Consider the following 16,083-nt stretch of genomic DNA (forward strand, 5'->3'; position numbering starts at 1 on the left):
CTTTTCTTTGGTTGGTGGCGGGCAGCCTACGCTGCCAGAACCAGTTCGCCAACCTCGCTCATGGAGGCATCGCGCTCACCGAGCAGCAGCGCCGCGATCTTCGCCTGAGTCGCATTTTCCGTCAGCCGGAACGGATCGCTCGGCGACACCCGGTGGTCGATCACGAGGCGCGACAGCAGCAGCCGGCGCGCATCGCCGCGCATCTCGTGGATGCGATGCGCTTCCCAGGCGAGCGCGACCGCGCTTGCGACGTGATAGAGCAGGCTGGTGGCGCGGCGCGCATCGGCCTCGTGCTCGGACTTGCCCGCGACCTCGCGCGCAAAGCCGACTGAGCGATCGACAAGGCCGCGCAGATGGTCGCGCCAAGCCTGCGGCACCGAGGCGCTGTCGTCGAGCCGGGCATGCAGGTCGGCAGCGAGCGCGGATTCGGCACCGTGGCGGCCGACCGCACGCCGGAGCGCATCGATCGCGACGATGTTGCCGGTGCCTTCCCAGACCGAGCCGAGATGCGCATCGCGCAGCAGGCGCGGCGTGGCGAATTCCTCGATATATCCGATGCCGCCGCGCATCTCGAGCGCGTCGCCGCAGACCTTGCGCGCATCGCGCGTCGCGCGGAATTTCAGGGTCGGCGTCAGGATGCGCAGCAGCGCCGCCGCATCCTGGCTGCCGGCTTCCGCACGATCGAGCGCGTCGGCGGTGAGGAAACTCATCGACAGCGCCTGTTCGACCGGCAGCATGATCTTGAGCATCTGCCGACGGCCGAGCGGGAGATCGATGATGCGCTGGCCGAACACCACGCGGTTCTTCGCCACCGTCATGGCGTCGTGATAGGCCCGCCGCATCAGCGCGGTGGATTTTACGCCGTTCGACAGCCGCGACGAGTTCACCATCTCGGCCATCTGCACGAAACCGCGATCGAGCTTGCCGACGGCATAGGCGATCGCACCCTCGAGCTTGATCTCGCCTGAGGCCATCGAGCGGGTGCCGAGCTTGTCCTTGAGGCGCACGATCCGGTAGTGGTTCTGCGAGCCGTCGTCGAGGAAGCGCGGCATCAGGAACAGGCCGACGCCGCGGGTGCCCGGCCCCGCGCCCTCGGGCCGCGCCAGCAGCATCACGACCTTGGCATCGGCATTCGAGCAGAACCATTTCTCGCCATAAAGGCGCCAATGGTCGCCCTCCTGCACGGCGCGCGTGGTCAGCGTGCCGACGTCGGAGCCGCCCTCCTTCTCGGTCATGAACTGGCCGCCTTGCGTCAGCTTGCTCATGTCGGTCGAGGTCAGGCCGTCGAGATATTTCGCCTTCAGCGCCTCGTCGCCGAAATTCGCCAGCAGCTTGGCGCATCCGTCGGTGACGTTGATCGGGCAGCCCATGCCGAATTCGGTCTGGTTGAAAAGAAACGTGAAGGCGTGCTTGGCCGTGACGGGATATTTGTCCGGCCAACCCATGATGCCCTTGCGGATCGAGAGCGCGTGGATGCCGAACCGGCCGAACGCGGCGTTCTCCAGCTCGCGATAGGCGGGATGATATTCGATCCATTGCACGTCGCGGCCGAACTTGTCGCGCTGGTGCAGCACCGGCGTGTGCCGGTCGGCCAGCCGCGCGCATTCGTCGAGCGCGCCGCCGGCCATCTCGCCGAGCCGATCGAGATGCGGCTCGATGTGGCGGAACAGATTGTCCGGCAGATGGATGCGGAGCAGATCCGTCAGCGCCGGATCGGCGCGGTAGAAATTCATGCCGGACGTATCCGGTGCCAGCAGGCCCGATTGCCCGGCCGCCACATTCTTCGGCTGCGCTGTGACCGGCTTGTGCATGATCGTCCTCTTCGTTTCCGCCCGACGGCAATTCTTACCGCTTGCCGCGTTGAATGATGTCGATCATGCTCCAGCTGCGGGGACCGATAAAGCCGCAAATTGTCAGGGAGGCATGATCGCCGCGAAGGAGCAATTCGCCCTGCGGAATTGTGATCGACCCGGGTGGTCGTCCGCGTGATCCATGCTTAGATCAGCCGCACCCTGTCCCAAGAGATCGCGCCATGGAACATCCGAAATACAAGATCGCCCTTATCGTCGGTGCCGGTGAAGGCCTGAGCGCCTCGCTGGCGCGGCTATTGACCGCACAAGGCATCCGCGTCGCGCTGGCCGCGCGCAAGATCGAGAAGCTCGGGGCGCTCTGCACCGAGACCGGCGCGAAGGCCTATGCCTGCAACGCCACCGACCCGGAGGAGGTCGAGCGGCTGTTCGGCCTGGTCGAGCGCGAGATCGGCACGCCCGACGTCGTCGTCTACAACGCCAGCGGCCGCACCCGCGGGCCGTTCGTCGACCAGGTGCCGGCCGACGTCGCGAACGCCATCGCGATCAGTGCCTATGGCGGCTTCCTGGTGGCGCAGCAGGCGGCAAAACGCATGCTGCCGAACAAGCACGGCGCGATCCTGTTCACGGGCGCTTCGGCCAGCGTCAAGGGCTATGCACAGTCGGCCTCGTTCGCGATGGGCAAGTTCGCGTTGCGCGGCCTTGCGCAGAGCCTGGCCCGCGAGCTGTCGCCGCAGGGCGTCCATATCGCGCATTTCGTCATCGACGGCGGCATTCGAAGCGCCGCGCGCACCGAGCCGGAGGACAAGCCGGAATCGATGCTCGATCCCGATGCCATCGCGGAGAGCTATTGGAACGTGCTGCAGCAGCCGCGCAGCGCCTGGAGCTGGGAACTGGAGCTGCGGCCCTGGGTGGAGAAGTTTTGAGACACGACTGCCGCAGGGTGGGTTAGCCGAAGGCGTAACCCACCTCTCTAATCTCCGCGGCGGCAGAAGTGGTGGGTTACGCCGAGCAGATGCGCTTCGCACATCTGTTCGGCTAACCCACCCTACAAGAGACAACAAAAGCAGGGAGGATCAATGACCACGGAAACCACCGTCGATACCGGCACCAACGAGCTCCTCTGCGTCATCCGCGACCGCGTCGCCATCATCACGCTGAACCGGCCGGAGGCGCGCAATTCGCTATCGGACGAATTGACGCCGGCGCTGCGCACCATGATCCGGACCTGCGCCGAGGATCCGAATGTCGGCGCGCTCCTGCTCACCGGCGCGGGCGAGGCGTTCTGCGCCGGCGGCAACGTCAAGGGCATGGGCGCGCATCGCGATCCCAACAAGATGGCGATGTCGCTGCAGGACCGGATCGCCGACCTGCAGGAGCGGCAGCGTCTGCTGACCGGCGCGCTGGTGTCGGTACGCAAGCCCACCATCGCCGCCCTCCCCGGTCCCGCGGTCGGCGCCGGGCTCGCCATCGCCATGGCCTGCGACATCCGCATCGCCGCGCAATCCGCTTTCGTCGCCACCGGCTATGCGCGCATCGCGCTCAGCGGCGATTACGGCATCGCCTGGCTGCTGACGCGGCTGGTCGGCACCGCGCAGGCGCGCGAACTGATGTTCACCGGCGACCGCGTCGATGCCGCGCGCGCCGAGACCATCGGCCTCGTCAACCGCGTCGTGCCCGGCGACAAATTGCAGGCCGAAGCGTTCGCGCTGGCAAAGTCCCTCGCCGAAGGCCCGCGCCTCGCGCTGCGCTACATGAAGGACAATCTCGACGAAGCCGTGCTGTTCGATTTCGAGACCGCGCGGGATCACGAGGCCGAGCGGCTGGTTCGCCTCACGACCACTGCCGATCACAAGGAGGCGGTGCAGGCGTTCATCGAGAAGCGCAAGGCGGTGTTCACGGGGAAGTAGCGGCATTCGAGACTCTCCGACCGTCACCCCCCGCGCAACGGCGGAGCCGTTGTCGCTCGGGGTGGCCGCTCCTTCAGCGGCCCTCGAAGGGCGACGGCCCGAGTGTCGCGGCGAGGAACCGAGCGCAGAAACACCGGGGCCGTACATCCTTCGAGGCTCCCATGGGACGCGTGGCGTCCCATGCCTCGCACCTCGGGATGACGGGGAACCAGTCGCTGCATCCAGGCTACGCTGTCCCGACCACTCGATCATTCCATATAGTAGGAGCCCTTTTTCGGGAGAGCTGAATGGATTGGTCTGAGGTGGTCCGGAAGGCCGTCATTCTGGCCGAGAAGTCCGGCTACGTTACTTTCCGTGAGCTGAACGAATTGATGCCATCCGCCGAGGCGAAGCCGGAAGATATCGAAGCAGTGCTCACAGCTCTAAGCGACCGGGATATTCGGATCGAGGAGGACTAGCCTTCGTAGCCTGAATGGAGCGAAGCGAAACCCGGGGCAGTCTGTGCATGCGGCACGAATCCCGGATTACGCTTGCGCTCCATCCGGGCTACTTCGCGGGCGCCCGCGCAAAATCCACGAACGCGCGCAGCGCGGCCGGCAATTGGCGGCGGCTGGGGTAGTACAGGAAGAAGCCGGGATAGGCCGGGCACCAGTCGGCGAGCACGCGCACCAGCTTGCGTTTGGCGAGCAGCGTTTCGACCTGCTGCTCGAAGACGTAGGCGAGGCCGACACCGTCGAGCGCCGCATCGACCATCAGATCCTGGTCGTTCATGGTCAGCGGGCCCGTGACATCGATGGCGAGCTCGATGCCGCCGCGCTCGAACTCCCAGTGATAGAGCGCGCCTGAGGTGAAGCGGTAGCGGATGCAGGGCAGGCCATTCAGGTCGTGCGGCGTGGCGGGCGGCTTGTGCGTCTTGAAGAATGCAGGCGAGCCGACCACGGCAAACCGGTGCCGCGGGCCGATCGGCACCGCGATCATGTCGGCGGCAATGGTCTCGCCGAAGCGCACGCCGGCGTCGAACCCGGCCGCGACCATGTCGATCAGGGAATCGTTGATCACGATCTCGACGCCGACGTCGGGGAATTGCTTCAGGAAACGCGTTACGATCGGCAGCAGCACGAGCTGCGCCGACTGGCGCGCGGCGGTGAAGCGCAGCGTCCCGGCGGGCTTGCCGCGAAAATTATTGAGGTCCTCGAGCGCGTCGCCGATGTCGCGGAAGGCCGGCGTGATGCGGGCGAACAGGCGCTCGCCGGCTTCGGTGAGCGCGACGCTGCGGGTGGTGCGGTTGACGAGGCGCAGGCCGAGCCGCTCCTCGATATTCCGCAAGGCATGGGACAGCGCCGAGGGCGTCACGCCAAGCTCGGTCGCCGCGGCGCGAAAACTGCGGTGGCGGGCAATGGCGAGGAAGGTCGCGAGGTCGGACGGGTCGATCCGCATTGATGAATTTTGCTCAGTATCCTACCGAATATATAGCGGATTATCTCAGTTATGGCGAGCCGCTACACCTTGCCCATCGGCTTCGGCACATCGCCGGGCCCAAATGGAAAGGACAACACCATGCGTGTCTGGTTCATCACAGGAGCTTCGCGCGGATTTGGTGCGTTGATCGCCGAGGCAGCTCTCAAGGCCGGCGACGCCGTGGTCGCCACCGCGCGCGATCCGTCCACCGTCACTGCGCGGCTCGGCGCTCACGAGCGGCTGCTGGCCACACGGCTGGACGTCACCAGCGAGGCCGAGGCGCACGAGGCCGCCGGCCAGGCCGTGAAGGCGTTCGGCCGCATCGACATCCTCGTCAACAATGCCGGCTACGGCCTGCTGGGTGCGATCGAGGAGGCCAGCCAGGCCGAAACGCAAAAGTTGTTCGGCACGAACGTGTTCGGCCTGCTCGGTGTCACCCGCGCCGTGCTGCCCCATATGCGCCGCCAGCGCTCGGGCCACATCATCAACATCTCGTCGGTCGGCGGCTACACCGGCTATCCCGGCTGGGGCGTCTATGGCGCGACGAAGTTTGCGGTGGAAGGCCTGAGCGAAGCGCTGGCCGGCGAGGTCGCGCCGCTCGGCATCAAGGTCACCGTGGTCGAGCCGGGCTTCTTCCGCACCGACTTCCTCGACGAAAGCTCGCTGTCGCGCACGGCCATGCAGATCGACGACTATCGCGACAGCGTCGGCAAGACCCGCGCGCATGCGGCCGACGTCAATGGCGGCCAGCGCGGCGATCCGCGCAAGCTGGCGCAGGCCTTCCTGAAGCTCGCCGATGCCAGGACCCCGCCGATGCGGCTGCCGCTCGGCAGCGACACGGTGGAACGGATCGAAGCGAAGAACGCCTTCGTGGCGAAGGAGCTGGCCGAGTGGCGCACGGTCGCGACCTCGACCGACTTCACCAGCGACAGCGCTTGAGGGAAGGCAAAAAAATGCCCGGCTCTGGCTTGGCCAGGGCCGGGCTTGGAGTGGTGTCAGGCCGAGGCTGAGGGGCTGTCGGCCTGACGGGAAAGGGCGGCGAGGCGCCAGCTCGCGCAGGGAATGTCCTTCGGCGCGACGCTGATCTCCTTGTCGAAGCGCACCAGCTTCCAGTCGTCGGGGTGGTTGACGAAGATGAAGCCGGATTTGCGCGCGAGGGAAATCATGGTCTCGTTGGAGCGCAGCGTGTCGCCGAACATGTGCTCGGCGCCGAGCGCGGCGGCGCGGCATTCGAGATTCTTCATCAGTGCGGTCGCGATGCCATGGCCCTGCCAGCGGTCATCAACCGACAGGCCGAATTCGAGCGTCGACGTCTCGGCATGAAGGGCATAGCGCGCTTCGGCAACGATGGTCTCGAAACCATCGACCATCTTGGTCGCCACGACGGTGAAACGATCGCGCTCGCCGACCTCGAGGAAATCGTGCAGCAGGCCCTTCGGCAATTCACTGATCGCGCCAAAGAAGCGGCTGTAGCGGGAGCGGGTCGAGAGCGAACGGAAATAGTGCTGAAGCTCCTCGGTGTCGCGCGGCTCGACGAAGCGAACGTTCAGCCGCTCACCCTGCCGGGTCTGCAGCGTGTCCGAATACTGCTTGAGATCTTCGAGGCGAAGGCTGCTCATGACACATGCCCCCAAGGGAACCAGAGGAAGACGGAACAAGGAAAAAGGGACCGCCGGCGCCCCTGTGATCAGGCGGCGCCGGCCTGGCGGCCAATCAGGCCCGCCAGAAGGGTTTGTCGGCCTCGTAGGCAATGTCGGACCAGGACAGCCCGACGTCGTGGAGATCACGCGCGGTCCAGTTGGTGAGCTCGCGCCTTGTGCGGTAACGCTCGTGCCACACATGCAGGGTCTCGCCGATCTGCTGGATCAGCCCGGGCGCATGATGATTTGTCATCGAATTGTGGGTCAAAGTAGACATTTTCAGCTCCTTGAGCTAACTTGACCGCTAATATCTGCCTCCCAGTGCGCTGCGACAAACGACAATTTGTACCCTTTCGCATGAAATAACGTCATGCATCCTGCTGCCAGATGACTGCCAGATTGCCTTCCCTGAACGGATTGCGGGCGTTCGAGGCCGCCGCGCGCCATCTCAGCTTCACACTGGCGGCCAGCGAGCTGAACGTGACCCAGACCGCGATCAGCCATCAGATCCGGCGGCTCGAGGAAGAGCTCGGCATCCGCCTGTTCGTCCGGCAGAACCGCGCGCTGGCGCTGACGCCGGAGGCGCGCGACTACCTCCCGGGCGTCCGCGCCGCCTTCAACGATCTCCGCCTCGCCACCGACCGTCTGCTCCGCAAGGACGACGACAAGGTGCTGACGGTGTCGACACTGGCCTCGCTCGCGGCGAAATGGCTGCTGCCGCGGCTGACTGATTTCCAGGAACAGCATCCCGGCATCGACGTCCGCATCACCACCTCGACGAGCCTCGTCGACTTCCAGCGCGACAACGTCGATGCCGCGATCCGCTACGGCCGCGGCCAGTGGGCGGGCCTGCGCGCCGACTGGCTGATGGCGGACGAGCTGTTTCCGGTGTGCAGCCCTTCGCTGCTGCGCGGGGACAAGCCGCTGCGACAGCCGGAGGATCTGAAGGGCTACCCGCTGCTGCACACCTCCAACGCCAACAGCGACGACTGGCGGCTCTGGCTGACGGCGGCGGGCCTGCCGGCCGATATCGCGCGGCAGCCCGGCATCACCTTCGACATGATCTTCATGACCATCCAGGCCGCGATCGACGGCATCGGCGTGGCGATGGGGCGAACCTCCTACGTGCAGGACGACATCGCCAAGGGCCGGCTGGTGGTGCCCTTCAAGATCGCGCTGCCGGCCGATGCCGGCTTCTACCTGGTCGCGCCGGAGGGCCGCCGCGAGGCGCCGAAGCTTGCCGCGTTCCGCCAATGGATCGTCGCTGCAACGCAAAATAAGGCCTGAAAAATCATCAGTTTCCTCCCGAAAACCGATTGACTCCCCCCGCCCCGCGCGGGAAGGGGTAGGACAGATTGTCGCAGCTTAATCTGTCGCCTTGCCGTGAAATGAGTTCCGGTCCGGCCACGCCTTTCCAAGGGGAGCAACGTCATGGCTGGACCAGCCGCCTCAACCAATCCGCCCGAGATCAAGTCGCGCATCGGCGCGATCCTGCGCGCCACCAGCGGCAATTTCCTCGAGCAGTTCGATTTCTTCCTGTTCGGCTTCTACGCCGCCGCGATCGGCAAGGCGTTCTTCCCCTCGACCAACGAGACGGCGTCGCTGCTCAACACGTTCGGCGTGTTCTGGCTCGGCGCCTTGATGCGCCCCGTCGGCGCCATCGTGCTCGGGGCCTATATCGACCGCATCGGCCGCCGCCAAGGCCTGATCGTCACGCTCGGCATCATGGCGATCGGCACCGTCGTCATCGCGTTCTGCCCGAGCTATGCGACCATCGGCATCGCGGCGCCCGTCATCGTGCTGATCGGCCGCCTGCTGCAGGGCTTTTCCGCCGGCGTCGAGCTCGGCGGCGTGTCGGTGTATCTCGCGGAGATCTCGACACCCGGCAATCGCGGCTTCTACACCTCGTTCCAGTCGTCGAGCCAGCAGGTCGCGATCTTCGTGGCCTCGATCCTCGGCTATCTCCTCTCCGAGGTGATGCCGGCCGACACGGTCGCCGCCTGGGGCTGGCGCATTCCCTTCTTCGTCGGCTGCCTGATCATTCCCCTGATCTTCTTCCTGCGCCGTACGCTGGAGGAAACCCCGGCCTTCCTCGCCATGAAGAAGCATCCGACCGCGCGCGAAGTGTTCGCCTCCGCGCTCGCCAACTGGCGCATCGTCATCCTCGGCATGATGATCGCGATCCTGACCACGACGACATTCTACTTCGTCACCGTCTACACGCCGACCTTCGGCAAGACGGTGCTGAAGCTGTCGACGCAGGATGCGCTGCTGGTCACACTGCTGGTGGCGGTGACCAACTTCATCTGGAACCCGGTCGGCGGCGCGCTGTCCGACCGCATCGGCCGCAAGCCGGTGCTGATCGCGATCGCCTCGCTCTCGCTCCTCACCGCCTACCCCGCGCTGTCCTGGCTGGTGGCCGCGCCGACCTTCGGCAAGCTGCTCGCGGTCGAGATGATGTTCTCGTTCTATTTCGGCATGTACAGCGGCACCATGCTCGGCGCGCTGGTCGAGATCGTGCCGGCGCATGTGCGCACCACCTGCTTCTCGCTCGCCTTTGCGCTCGCCGCCGCGCTGTTCGGCACCTTCACGCCGTTCGCCTCGACCTGGCTGATCGAATACACCGGCAACAAGGCTGCGCCCGGCGCCTGGCTGATGTTCGCCGCGCTGCTCGGCATCATCGCGGCTTCGATTGTGTATCGCGGCGGCGGCAAGGCGGTGCCGACCTATGATACGGCGGCCGAGCCGGTTGCGGGGCATTGAGGAGGTCTTCACCTCTCCCCGCTTGCGGGGAGAGGTCGGATTGCATCGCAGATGCAATCCGGGTGAGGGGGTACAGGTCTCTCGACGACCGCTCGTGTGGAGAGAGGCCCCTCACCCCAACCCTCTCCCCGTAAGAACGGGAGCGCACTGCCGGCGCGGCAAAGACCTAAAGCTCCACCACCACGTAATCGCTCTCGATCCTGACCGGGATCGTCTCGGCGACATACGGCCCCTTCACCACGCTCGCGCCCGGTTCGACATGCGCCGGATAGGCTTTCACGCGGAAGCGGCGGGGGTCGCAGTAGGACTGGCCGGTGCGGATGTCGAACTCCCAGCCGTGCCAGGGGCAGCGGATGATCTCGCCGAGCTTGGTGTATTCGATCTCGCCGGGATTGCTCGACTGCGCGAGGCCGATCAACGGCCCCTCGCACAGGGCGGCGCCCTGATGCGGGCAGCGGTTCATCAGGCCGAAATATTCGCCCTTGATGTTGAAGACCGCGATCGGCCGTCCCTCGATCTCCAGGAATTTTCGCGTGCCGGGCGGAAGCTCGTCGACCGCGGCAATGACGTGTCTTGCCATCAGGAAGTTCTTGCCATCAGGAAATGCCGTACAGCTTCTTCGCGTTGCCGAGATAGAACGCCTCGCGATTGGCTTCGCTGACGCCCGCCGGCAGCACCCGCGACGGCTCGTCATAATCCCAATGCGGATAGTCGGTCGCGAACAGCAGGCGGTCCCAGCCGATCCATTTGATGACGTCGAACAGATCTTCGCGCCTCTCAGGATCTTCCATCGGCTGCGTCGTCCACCAAACCTGCTCGCGGATATACTCCGACGGCGGCCGTTTGACATGCGGCACTTCACTCCTGAGCCGCTGCCAGGCCTTGTCCAGCCGCCACGCCAGTGACGGCGCCCAGCCGAAGCCGGCCTCGATCATCACCATCTTCAGTTTCGGGAAGCGCTCGAACACGCCTTCCAGCACCAGGCTCGCCAGCGCCGATTGCTGGCACTGCGAATGGCCGACCATCTCCTCGATGTAATAGGACGGCCAGCCCGACGGCGTGATCGGATTGCCGCCGAAGCCGAAGGCGTGGACGCCGACGGGCAGGCCCGCCTCTTCCGCGGCCTGGTAGATCGGCCAGTAGCGGCGCTGGCCGAGCGGCTCGACATTGCGGCTGAGCAGCAGCACCTGCACGAAATTCTTGTCGCCGGCGCGCTCGCGGATTTCGGCGGCGGCGGACAGGCCGTCCTCATTGCCGACGACGATGGACGCTTTCAGCCGCTTGTCCTTGCTGGTCCATTTGTCGATCTGCCAGTCGTTGATGGCCGAGCACAGCGCGGCGGAGAGCTCGTGATTGCGGATGCCCTGCCCGGTGTTGAGCGGATTGAGCACGCCCAGCTGCACATTGTTGGGATCGAGCAATTGCTGCTGCATGAAGGAGAGCGAGGAGCCCTGCGGGCCGCCTTCCGGCGGATAGGCGTCGCGGCGCGATGCGTTGGGCTGGGCCTTCGGATAGGGCGGGCCTTCCATCATGCCCTGATAGGCATGGACGCCGTAGACTTCGAGATGATGCTGCCAGCGTTTGGCGAGGTAGGGATAGAGCTCGGTGCGGGTGGTACGTGCCGGGTGGATGTCGCAGTCCGCGATGGCGGTTTTGGCGGTCAGCGGGGAAGCGGCTTCTTGGTTCTCGCGGAACTGGATATTCATCGCCTTGCCTCCTTTGGCAGCGGGCTCATTTCAGGCGGGGATAGGTTGCATGCGGATTGTCGATCATGATCTTGCGCACGAGATCGGGGGACAGACCTTCGGGCAGCGCGTCCAGGCCGTCGAACTGCCAGTGCGGATAGTCCGTGGAGAATAAGACCAATTCGTCCGACTGCATATGCTCAAACAGGCGAATTAATGTCTCCGGCTGCGGCGGTGCATCAAATGGCTGTAACGAAAAGCGGATGTTGCTGCGCACAAGTTCCAGCGGCGCGCGATCGACCCACGGCGTCTCCATCCGCACGCCGCGCCAGAACTTGTGCAGCCGCCAGAGATAGGGGGAGATCCAGGAGACGCCGGATTCCAGCATCACCATTTTGAGACGCGGATATTTGGCGAACACGCCCTCGACGATCAGGCTGGTGAGCTGGGTCTGGAACGCCTGGGCCTGACCGACATAATCCTCGATGTGATAGGAGCCCCACCCCACCGCAGTCGGCGGATTGTGATAGGCGGAACCGGCGTGAACGCCGATCGGAAAATCGAGCCGTTGCGCGGCCTCATAGATGGGCCACAGCGCGCGCTTGCCGAGCGGCGTGTCGCCCATCACCAGCATCAAGACCTGCACGAAGCGGCGATCCGGCGCGCAGCGCTCGATCTCTGCGACGGCCTTCTCGATGTTTTGCGTCGGGATCACGATCGAGCCGCGCAATCGTGAATCGTGATCGAGCCATTCCTTTACGAGCCAGTCGTTCAGCGCGCGGCAGAAGGCGGCCTGCATGTCCTCGGAAAACACCATCTGCACGCCATAGAGCGGATTGCAGATGGCGTAGCTGAGCTGGAAGGGATCGAGCACGTGGCGCTGCATGTCGGGCAGGCTCTCGCCGGGCTTGCCCTTCTCCGGGCGCCAGTCGGGCCGTGCCGTGATCGGCGAATTCTGCGGATAGGATTGCGAGACGAGATCGACCATGCCGCGCGTCGTCACCTGATCGCGCCAATAATCGTTCAGGTACGGCAGCAGGCTGGTCAGATGCGGCACGGCCGGATGCACGTCGCAATCGATGCCGCCGGCGATCAGGGACGCCATGACGTCTCCTTCACGTTTCCTCGCACGTTTCCTCGTCTTGTTGCGAGCGGCGCCTGGCCGCTCTTTCTTTCCGCCATTGAAGCAGGCCTGCCCGTCGCCCGCAACTCGGCCAAGCCTGCTGTCATATGCTAGGAAGGCTGGGCTCAGTTGCGAAGGAATAAGGAGTTACGGAATGAAAGAGCTCGTTGCCATCGCGGAACAGGTCGCAGCCCGGCTGATCGCGCGCAAACAGACCGTTGCGGTCGCCGAATCATCGGCCGGCGGCCTGATTTCGGCCAGCCTCCTCGCGGTGCCCGGCGCATCCGCATATTTCCTCGGCGGCGCCGTGGTCTACACGCGCGAGGCACGGCGCGCGCTGATGGATATTTCGGATGAAGGAATGAAGGGCTTCCGTTCGTCATCCGAGCCCTACGCGCAATTGCTGGCCGAGCGGATGCGCAACCGCTTCGGCAGCGACTGGGGCCTGTCCGAGACCGGCGCCGCCGGCCCCACCGGCAACCGCTACGGCGACGCCGCCGGCCACAGCTGCATGGCGATCACCGGGCCTGCGTCGGAGGTGATGACGCTGGAGACGGGAAGCAATGACCGGTTCGCGAACATGGAAGTGTTTGCGGCGACGGCGATGCGGTTGCTGTTGAGGAAGCTGGAGGGGTGACTCGTTGATTGGAGCAGCCACGCTATCTGACCCGTCATCCTGAGGTGCTCGCGTAGCGAGCCTCGAAGGATGTACGGCCCCGACGCAGCCGGGCCGTCGCCCTTCGAGGGCCGCTGAAGAAGCGGCCACCTCAGGGGGACGGTGAGGGACGAGTGCCCGCGGCGACGACCGACGTCACCGCCCCAAATGCCGCATGAAGATCCGCACCACGTATCCCTGTACCCGCGGCGCCTCGTCGTAGAGATCCGACGCAATCCGCTCGATGGTTTCGCGCAAGGACAGGAACTGCGCCTGCCGCGCGCTGCTTTCCGTACCTTGCATGCCTGCGAGCTCGTCCATCGCGGCGTCGCTGATCTGACAGTCGACGACCTCGCCATCGTTCAGCATGGTGAAGCGAAATGCCAGACGTTCGAGGTCGTGGCCGATAATCCTGTCGCGCGTCAGCGGCATCCAATTGTCCCGTTCGCACCCCCGAACGGGACAATGCTGAAAATCTGCCGCGTTGTCACCACCCGCGCCAGGGGACATCACGGTCATCCGACGCTCTTCAACGGAGCGCTCGTCAGTCGGCCACGCTCCGAGCTCAGTAGACGAGCGCCGTTCCGGTCGGCTTGTCCAGTGCCGCGGCCAGCGATCGATATTCCTCGCAGTCCGTGCCGCAGATGGATGCGATCCGGCCGAGGTGATAGAGCGCTTGCTCGCGGTTGCCCCGTTCGAGCTGCCACAGTCCATAATATTGCCATGTCAGCACGTGGTTCGGATCGGCCTGCAACGCGCGCTCGTACCAGACCTTCGACTGCTCGTAGTCGCCGAGCTTGCGGTAGGAGTAGCCGATGAGGTTGGCGACGTTCGGATGATCGTCATGGCCGAGCGACTTCAGCTGCGCGATCGCGGCCGCATAGTCGTTGCGCTCGTAGATGGTGTCATAGGCGGCCCGGTAACCGGCGGCGAAAGCGGGATCGCCGATACTGGACTGGTTGCCCGGCTTCTTGCCCTTCTGGGTTGCCTTCGTGCCCGGCCGCTTCGGATAGGTTGGCTGCGGTTTCTGATCCGAATAGGCGCCGGCATAAGGATCGGTGGAGCTGATGCTGCCACCGCCTCCTCCTCCACCGCCGCCTCCGCCCGCGGCAAGCGCCGGCGAGCTCAACAAGGCTGCCGCAAAAGTGCCGAGTGCGACGAGCCTGATCATCCCACTGAACATCTTCGTCTCCTGTCCTGCTTCATGCAGCCCCGGACGAATCGATAACCCTGCCTCGGCAGCAATATTCCGGGACACTGCGCTCACGGAGACGTCAGCGTTCGTAAGACAGTTCCATTGTCCTTTACTGGAACGCGACCTCGGCAAAGCTCCTCAGCTTTCGCGAATGCAGCCGCTCGGATTCCTGCTCTTTCAGCCGCTCCAGTGCCTTGAGGCCGATCTCGAGATGCTGGCCGACGCGGCGGCGGTAAAATTCGCTGGCCATGCCGGCGAGCTTGATCTCGCCGTGCAGCGGCTTGTCGGAGACGCAGAGCAGCGTGCCGTAGGGAACGCGGAAGCGGTAGCCGTTGGCGGCGATCGCGGCCGATTCCATGTCGAGCGCCACGGCGCGCGATTGCGACATGCGGCGGATCACCTCCGGCCCCGAGATCTCCCAATTGCGGTTGTCGACGCTCGCGACGGTGCCGGTGCGCATCAGGCGCTTGAGCTCGAATCCTTCGAGGCCGGTGACGTCCTCGACGGCTTCTTCGAGCGCGACCTGCATCTCGGCAAGCGCCGGGATCGGCACCCACAGCGGCAGCTCGCGGTCGAGCACATGGTCCTCGCGCACATAGCCGTGGGCCAGCACGTAGTCGCCGAGCCGCTGCGTGTTGCGCAGGCCCGCGCAATGGCCGAGCATCAGCCAGGCATGCGGCCGCAGCACCGCGACATGGTCGGTGACGTTGCGCGCGTTGGAGGGGCCGGTGCCGATGTTGATCAGCGTGATGCCGCGATAGCCTGATGTGACCAGATGATAGGCCGGCATCTGCGGGGTGCGTGCCGGCGCATCGCCGCTGACGGCACCACCGCTGCGCGTGATCACATTGCCGGGCGCGACGAAGGCCTCGAGGCCGGGCTCGCCGGACTGGAGCCGCTGCTGGCAGAGCTGCGCGAAGGCGTCGACATAGAACTGGTAGTTGGTGAAGATCACGAAGTTCTGGAAATGCTCGGGATCGGTGCCGGTGTAATGGTAGAGCCGGCGCAGCGAGTAATCGACACGCGCGGCGCGAAACAGCGACAGCGGCTCGGGTGCGCCCGCCTGCAGCTGGAACGTGCCGTCGGCGATGGAATCGTCCATGGTGGCGAGATCAGGCACGTCGAACGCGTCGCGCAGCGAGCGCGTGACCGGCGAGTTCTCGCTGGTGGTGATGGCGGCTTCGATGTTGATGTCGCGGCGATAGGCGAAGTGGATCGGGATCGGCTCGGCCGATTCGCCGATCTCCACGGGCACGCCGTGGTTCTGGATCAGCAGGCCGATCTGCTCGGTGAGGTAGCTGCGGAACAGATCCGGCCGCGTGACGCTGGTCTCGTGCACGCCGGGCCCGGCGACGAAACCGTAAGCGAGCCGCGAATCCAGCCGCGCATGCGTCGCGGTGGTGAGACGGACGAAGGGATAATAGGCCCGTACCCGCGTGGTGACGGCCTCGCCGCCGACATAGGCCTCGAACCGGTCGCGCAGGAACTTGGTGTTGCGCTCGTAGATCTCTTCGAGGCGGGCGACGGCTGCGGCTGCGTCGGAGAAGGATTTGGTGGCGATGGACGGAGGGGATTGCATTGTTCGACCGCCGGGTTGCTTGGGCTTCGAGTCGAACTATAGCAAAGAAGGAGGCGCCGTAGGGTGGGTTAGCGCAGCGTAACCCACCACTTCCGCTTCCGCGGATCGAGACGTAGTGGGTTACGGCTTCGCCTAACCCACCCTACGAGATCGAGTATCACAACACACCACTGTCAGGCCCCGACCTGACCGGGGCATCTACCGTGATGTTCGTCAAGAGGTCGATCAGGGGCAAGAGTGCGGCATCGTGCTCGCCGGTCAAGGCGA

At 65.1% G+C, this 16,083-nt stretch carries 17 protein-coding genes; 7 read left to right on the plus strand and 10 right to left on the minus strand.

All coding sequences use genetic code 11. The features are described 5' to 3' along the window. Positions 1–26: 26 nt before the first annotated feature. Positions 27–1,811, minus strand: coding sequence for an acyl-CoA dehydrogenase family protein (locus JQ617_RS31765; RefSeq protein ID WP_212029737.1), 1,785 nt, complete (start codon positions 1,809–1,811; stop codon positions 27–29). Positions 1,812–2,032: 221 nt separating this feature from the next. Between JQ617_RS31765 and JQ617_RS31770 the strand changes: the two genes are divergently transcribed. The 3 genes from JQ617_RS31770 to JQ617_RS31780 all read left to right on the plus strand — a co-directional run bounded on the left by JQ617_RS31770 (position 2,033) and on the right by JQ617_RS31780 (position 4,176). Beyond that, entirely contained in the window at positions 2,033–2,734 is a 702-nt protein-coding gene (locus tag JQ617_RS31770) for an SDR family oxidoreductase (RefSeq protein WP_212029738.1), read from the plus strand. A gap of 153 nt (positions 2,735–2,887) precedes the next feature. Beyond that, a complete protein-coding gene (locus tag JQ617_RS31775; protein ID WP_212029739.1) occupies positions 2,888–3,718 on the plus strand; it encodes an enoyl-CoA hydratase in 831 nt (276 codons plus the stop codon). A 287-nt stretch (positions 3,719–4,005) separates the two neighbouring features. Then, positions 4,006–4,176: an RNA polymerase sigma factor region1.1 domain-containing protein gene (locus JQ617_RS31780; protein ID WP_212029740.1), complete on the plus strand. Its 171-nt coding sequence runs from the start codon at positions 4,006–4,008 to the stop codon at positions 4,174–4,176. An 88-nt stretch (positions 4,177–4,264) separates the two neighbouring features. On the opposite strand, the gene JQ617_RS31785 is transcribed toward JQ617_RS31780, so the two are convergent. Continuing rightward, complete coding sequence (locus tag JQ617_RS31785; protein WP_212029741.1) at positions 4,265–5,155, minus strand: LysR family transcriptional regulator; 891 nt, start codon at positions 5,153–5,155, stop codon at positions 4,265–4,267. Between the two features lie 120 nt (positions 5,156–5,275). On the opposite strand from JQ617_RS31785, the gene JQ617_RS31790 reads away from it, so the two are divergent. Continuing rightward, positions 5,276–6,115 carry an oxidoreductase gene (locus JQ617_RS31790; protein WP_212029742.1) on the plus strand — a complete coding sequence of 280 codons (840 nt, stop codon included), beginning with the start codon at positions 5,276–5,278 and terminating at the stop codon, positions 6,113–6,115. A gap of 56 nt (positions 6,116–6,171) precedes the next feature. On the opposite strand, the gene JQ617_RS31795 is transcribed toward JQ617_RS31790, so the two are convergent. Together JQ617_RS31795 and JQ617_RS31800 are read right to left on the minus strand one after the other, a co-directional pair. Beyond that, positions 6,172–6,795, minus strand: a complete 624-nt coding sequence (locus JQ617_RS31795) for a GNAT family N-acetyltransferase (protein ID WP_212029743.1) — start codon at positions 6,793–6,795, stop codon at positions 6,172–6,174. A 94-nt stretch (positions 6,796–6,889) separates the two neighbouring features. Beyond that, on the minus strand, positions 6,890–7,093 hold the full coding sequence (locus tag JQ617_RS31800; RefSeq protein ID WP_063686677.1) for a DUF1127 domain-containing protein: 204 nt from the start codon (positions 7,091–7,093) through the stop codon (positions 6,890–6,892). A 110-nt stretch (positions 7,094–7,203) separates the two neighbouring features. Here JQ617_RS31800 and JQ617_RS31805 point away from each other — a divergent pair, with 110 nt between their 5' ends. Both JQ617_RS31805 and JQ617_RS31810 read left to right on the plus strand, forming a co-directional pair. Then, positions 7,204–8,103 carry a transcriptional regulator GcvA gene (locus tag JQ617_RS31805; protein ID WP_212029744.1) on the plus strand — a complete coding sequence of 300 codons (900 nt, stop codon included), beginning with the start codon at positions 7,204–7,206 and terminating at the stop codon, positions 8,101–8,103. Between the two features lie 144 nt (positions 8,104–8,247). Continuing rightward, a complete protein-coding gene (locus JQ617_RS31810; RefSeq protein ID WP_063686673.1) occupies positions 8,248–9,579 on the plus strand; it encodes an MFS transporter in 1,332 nt (443 codons plus the stop codon). Positions 9,580–9,745: 166 nt separating this feature from the next. On the opposite strand, the gene JQ617_RS31815 is transcribed toward JQ617_RS31810, so the two are convergent. The 3 genes from JQ617_RS31815 to JQ617_RS31825 are packed head-to-tail and all read right to left on the minus strand — an operon-like array spanning position 9,746 to position 12,369. Beyond that, positions 9,746–10,159 (minus strand): Rieske (2Fe-2S) protein, encoded by a 414-nt coding sequence (locus JQ617_RS31815; RefSeq protein WP_063686670.1) that lies wholly within the window; start codon positions 10,157–10,159, stop codon positions 9,746–9,748. A gap of 16 nt (positions 10,160–10,175) precedes the next feature. Further along, on the minus strand, positions 10,176–11,285 hold the full coding sequence (locus JQ617_RS31820) for an amidohydrolase family protein (RefSeq protein ID WP_212029745.1): 1,110 nt from the start codon (positions 11,283–11,285) through the stop codon (positions 10,176–10,178). A gap of 25 nt (positions 11,286–11,310) precedes the next feature. Beyond that, a complete protein-coding gene (locus JQ617_RS31825) occupies positions 11,311–12,369 on the minus strand; it encodes an amidohydrolase family protein (RefSeq protein ID WP_212029746.1) in 1,059 nt (352 codons plus the stop codon). 172 nt (positions 12,370–12,541) lie between these two features. On the opposite strand from JQ617_RS31825, the gene JQ617_RS31830 reads away from it, so the two are divergent. Continuing rightward, the gene (locus JQ617_RS31830; RefSeq protein WP_212029747.1) at positions 12,542–13,024 is read left to right on the plus strand and encodes a CinA family protein; all 483 of its coding nucleotides are present in this window, start codon (positions 12,542–12,544) and stop codon (positions 13,022–13,024) included. A 174-nt stretch (positions 13,025–13,198) separates the two neighbouring features. On the opposite strand, the gene JQ617_RS31835 is transcribed toward JQ617_RS31830, so the two are convergent. The 3 genes from JQ617_RS31835 to JQ617_RS31845 all read right to left on the minus strand — a co-directional run bounded on the left by JQ617_RS31835 (position 13,199) and on the right by JQ617_RS31845 (position 15,816). After that, entirely contained in the window at positions 13,199–13,474 is a 276-nt protein-coding gene (locus JQ617_RS31835) for a DUF1488 family protein (protein ID WP_063686663.1), read from the minus strand. Between the two features lie 133 nt (positions 13,475–13,607). Continuing rightward, positions 13,608–14,225 carry a tetratricopeptide repeat protein gene (locus JQ617_RS31840; protein ID WP_212029748.1) on the minus strand — a complete coding sequence of 206 codons (618 nt, stop codon included), beginning with the start codon at positions 14,223–14,225 and terminating at the stop codon, positions 13,608–13,610. Positions 14,226–14,346: 121 nt separating this feature from the next. After that, positions 14,347–15,816: an AMP nucleosidase gene (locus JQ617_RS31845; protein ID WP_212029749.1), complete on the minus strand. Its 1,470-nt coding sequence runs from the start codon at positions 15,814–15,816 to the stop codon at positions 14,347–14,349. Positions 15,817–16,083: the final 267 nt, after the last annotated feature.

It is taken from the genome of Bradyrhizobium sp. KB893862 SZCCT0404 (assembly GCF_018130885.1).
GTDB classification, from domain to species: Bacteria; Pseudomonadota; Alphaproteobacteria; order Rhizobiales; family Xanthobacteraceae; genus Bradyrhizobium; species Bradyrhizobium stylosanthis.

Coding starts and splice junctions, on each gene's coding strand:
- JQ617_RS31815 (WP_063686670.1), bottom strand. CDS start 10,159: ATGGCAAGACACGTCATTGCCGCGGTCGACGAGCTTCCGCCCGGCACG.
- JQ617_RS31830 (WP_212029747.1), top strand. CDS start 12,542: ATGAAAGAGCTCGTTGCCATCGCGGAACAGGTCGCAGCCCGGCTGATC.
- JQ617_RS31770 (WP_212029738.1), top strand. CDS start 2,033: ATGGAACATCCGAAATACAAGATCGCCCTTATCGTCGGTGCCGGTGAA.
- JQ617_RS31765 (WP_212029737.1), bottom strand. CDS start 1,811: ATGCACAAGCCGGTCACAGCGCAGCCGAAGAATGTGGCGGCCGGGCAA.
- JQ617_RS31805 (WP_212029744.1), top strand. CDS start 7,204: ATGACTGCCAGATTGCCTTCCCTGAACGGATTGCGGGCGTTCGAGGCC.
- JQ617_RS31845 (WP_212029749.1), bottom strand. CDS start 15,816: ATGCAATCCCCTCCGTCCATCGCCACCAAATCCTTCTCCGACGCAGCC.
- JQ617_RS31795 (WP_212029743.1), bottom strand. CDS start 6,795: ATGAGCAGCCTTCGCCTCGAAGATCTCAAGCAGTATTCGGACACGCTG.
- JQ617_RS31820 (WP_212029745.1), bottom strand. CDS start 11,285: ATGAATATCCAGTTCCGCGAGAACCAAGAAGCCGCTTCCCCGCTGACC.
- JQ617_RS31835 (WP_063686663.1), bottom strand. CDS start 13,474: ATGCCGCTGACGCGCGACAGGATTATCGGCCACGACCTCGAACGTCTG.
- JQ617_RS31810 (WP_063686673.1), top strand. CDS start 8,248: ATGGCTGGACCAGCCGCCTCAACCAATCCGCCCGAGATCAAGTCGCGC.
- JQ617_RS31825 (WP_212029746.1), bottom strand. CDS start 12,369: ATGGCGTCCCTGATCGCCGGCGGCATCGATTGCGACGTGCATCCGGCC.
- JQ617_RS31775 (WP_212029739.1), top strand. CDS start 2,888: ATGACCACGGAAACCACCGTCGATACCGGCACCAACGAGCTCCTCTGC.
- JQ617_RS31840 (WP_212029748.1), bottom strand. CDS start 14,225: ATGTTCAGTGGGATGATCAGGCTCGTCGCACTCGGCACTTTTGCGGCA.
- JQ617_RS31785 (WP_212029741.1), bottom strand. CDS start 5,155: ATGCGGATCGACCCGTCCGACCTCGCGACCTTCCTCGCCATTGCCCGC.
- JQ617_RS31800 (WP_063686677.1), bottom strand. CDS start 7,093: ATGTCTACTTTGACCCACAATTCGATGACAAATCATCATGCGCCCGGG.
- JQ617_RS31780 (WP_212029740.1), top strand. CDS start 4,006: ATGGATTGGTCTGAGGTGGTCCGGAAGGCCGTCATTCTGGCCGAGAAG.
- JQ617_RS31790 (WP_212029742.1), top strand. CDS start 5,276: ATGCGTGTCTGGTTCATCACAGGAGCTTCGCGCGGATTTGGTGCGTTG.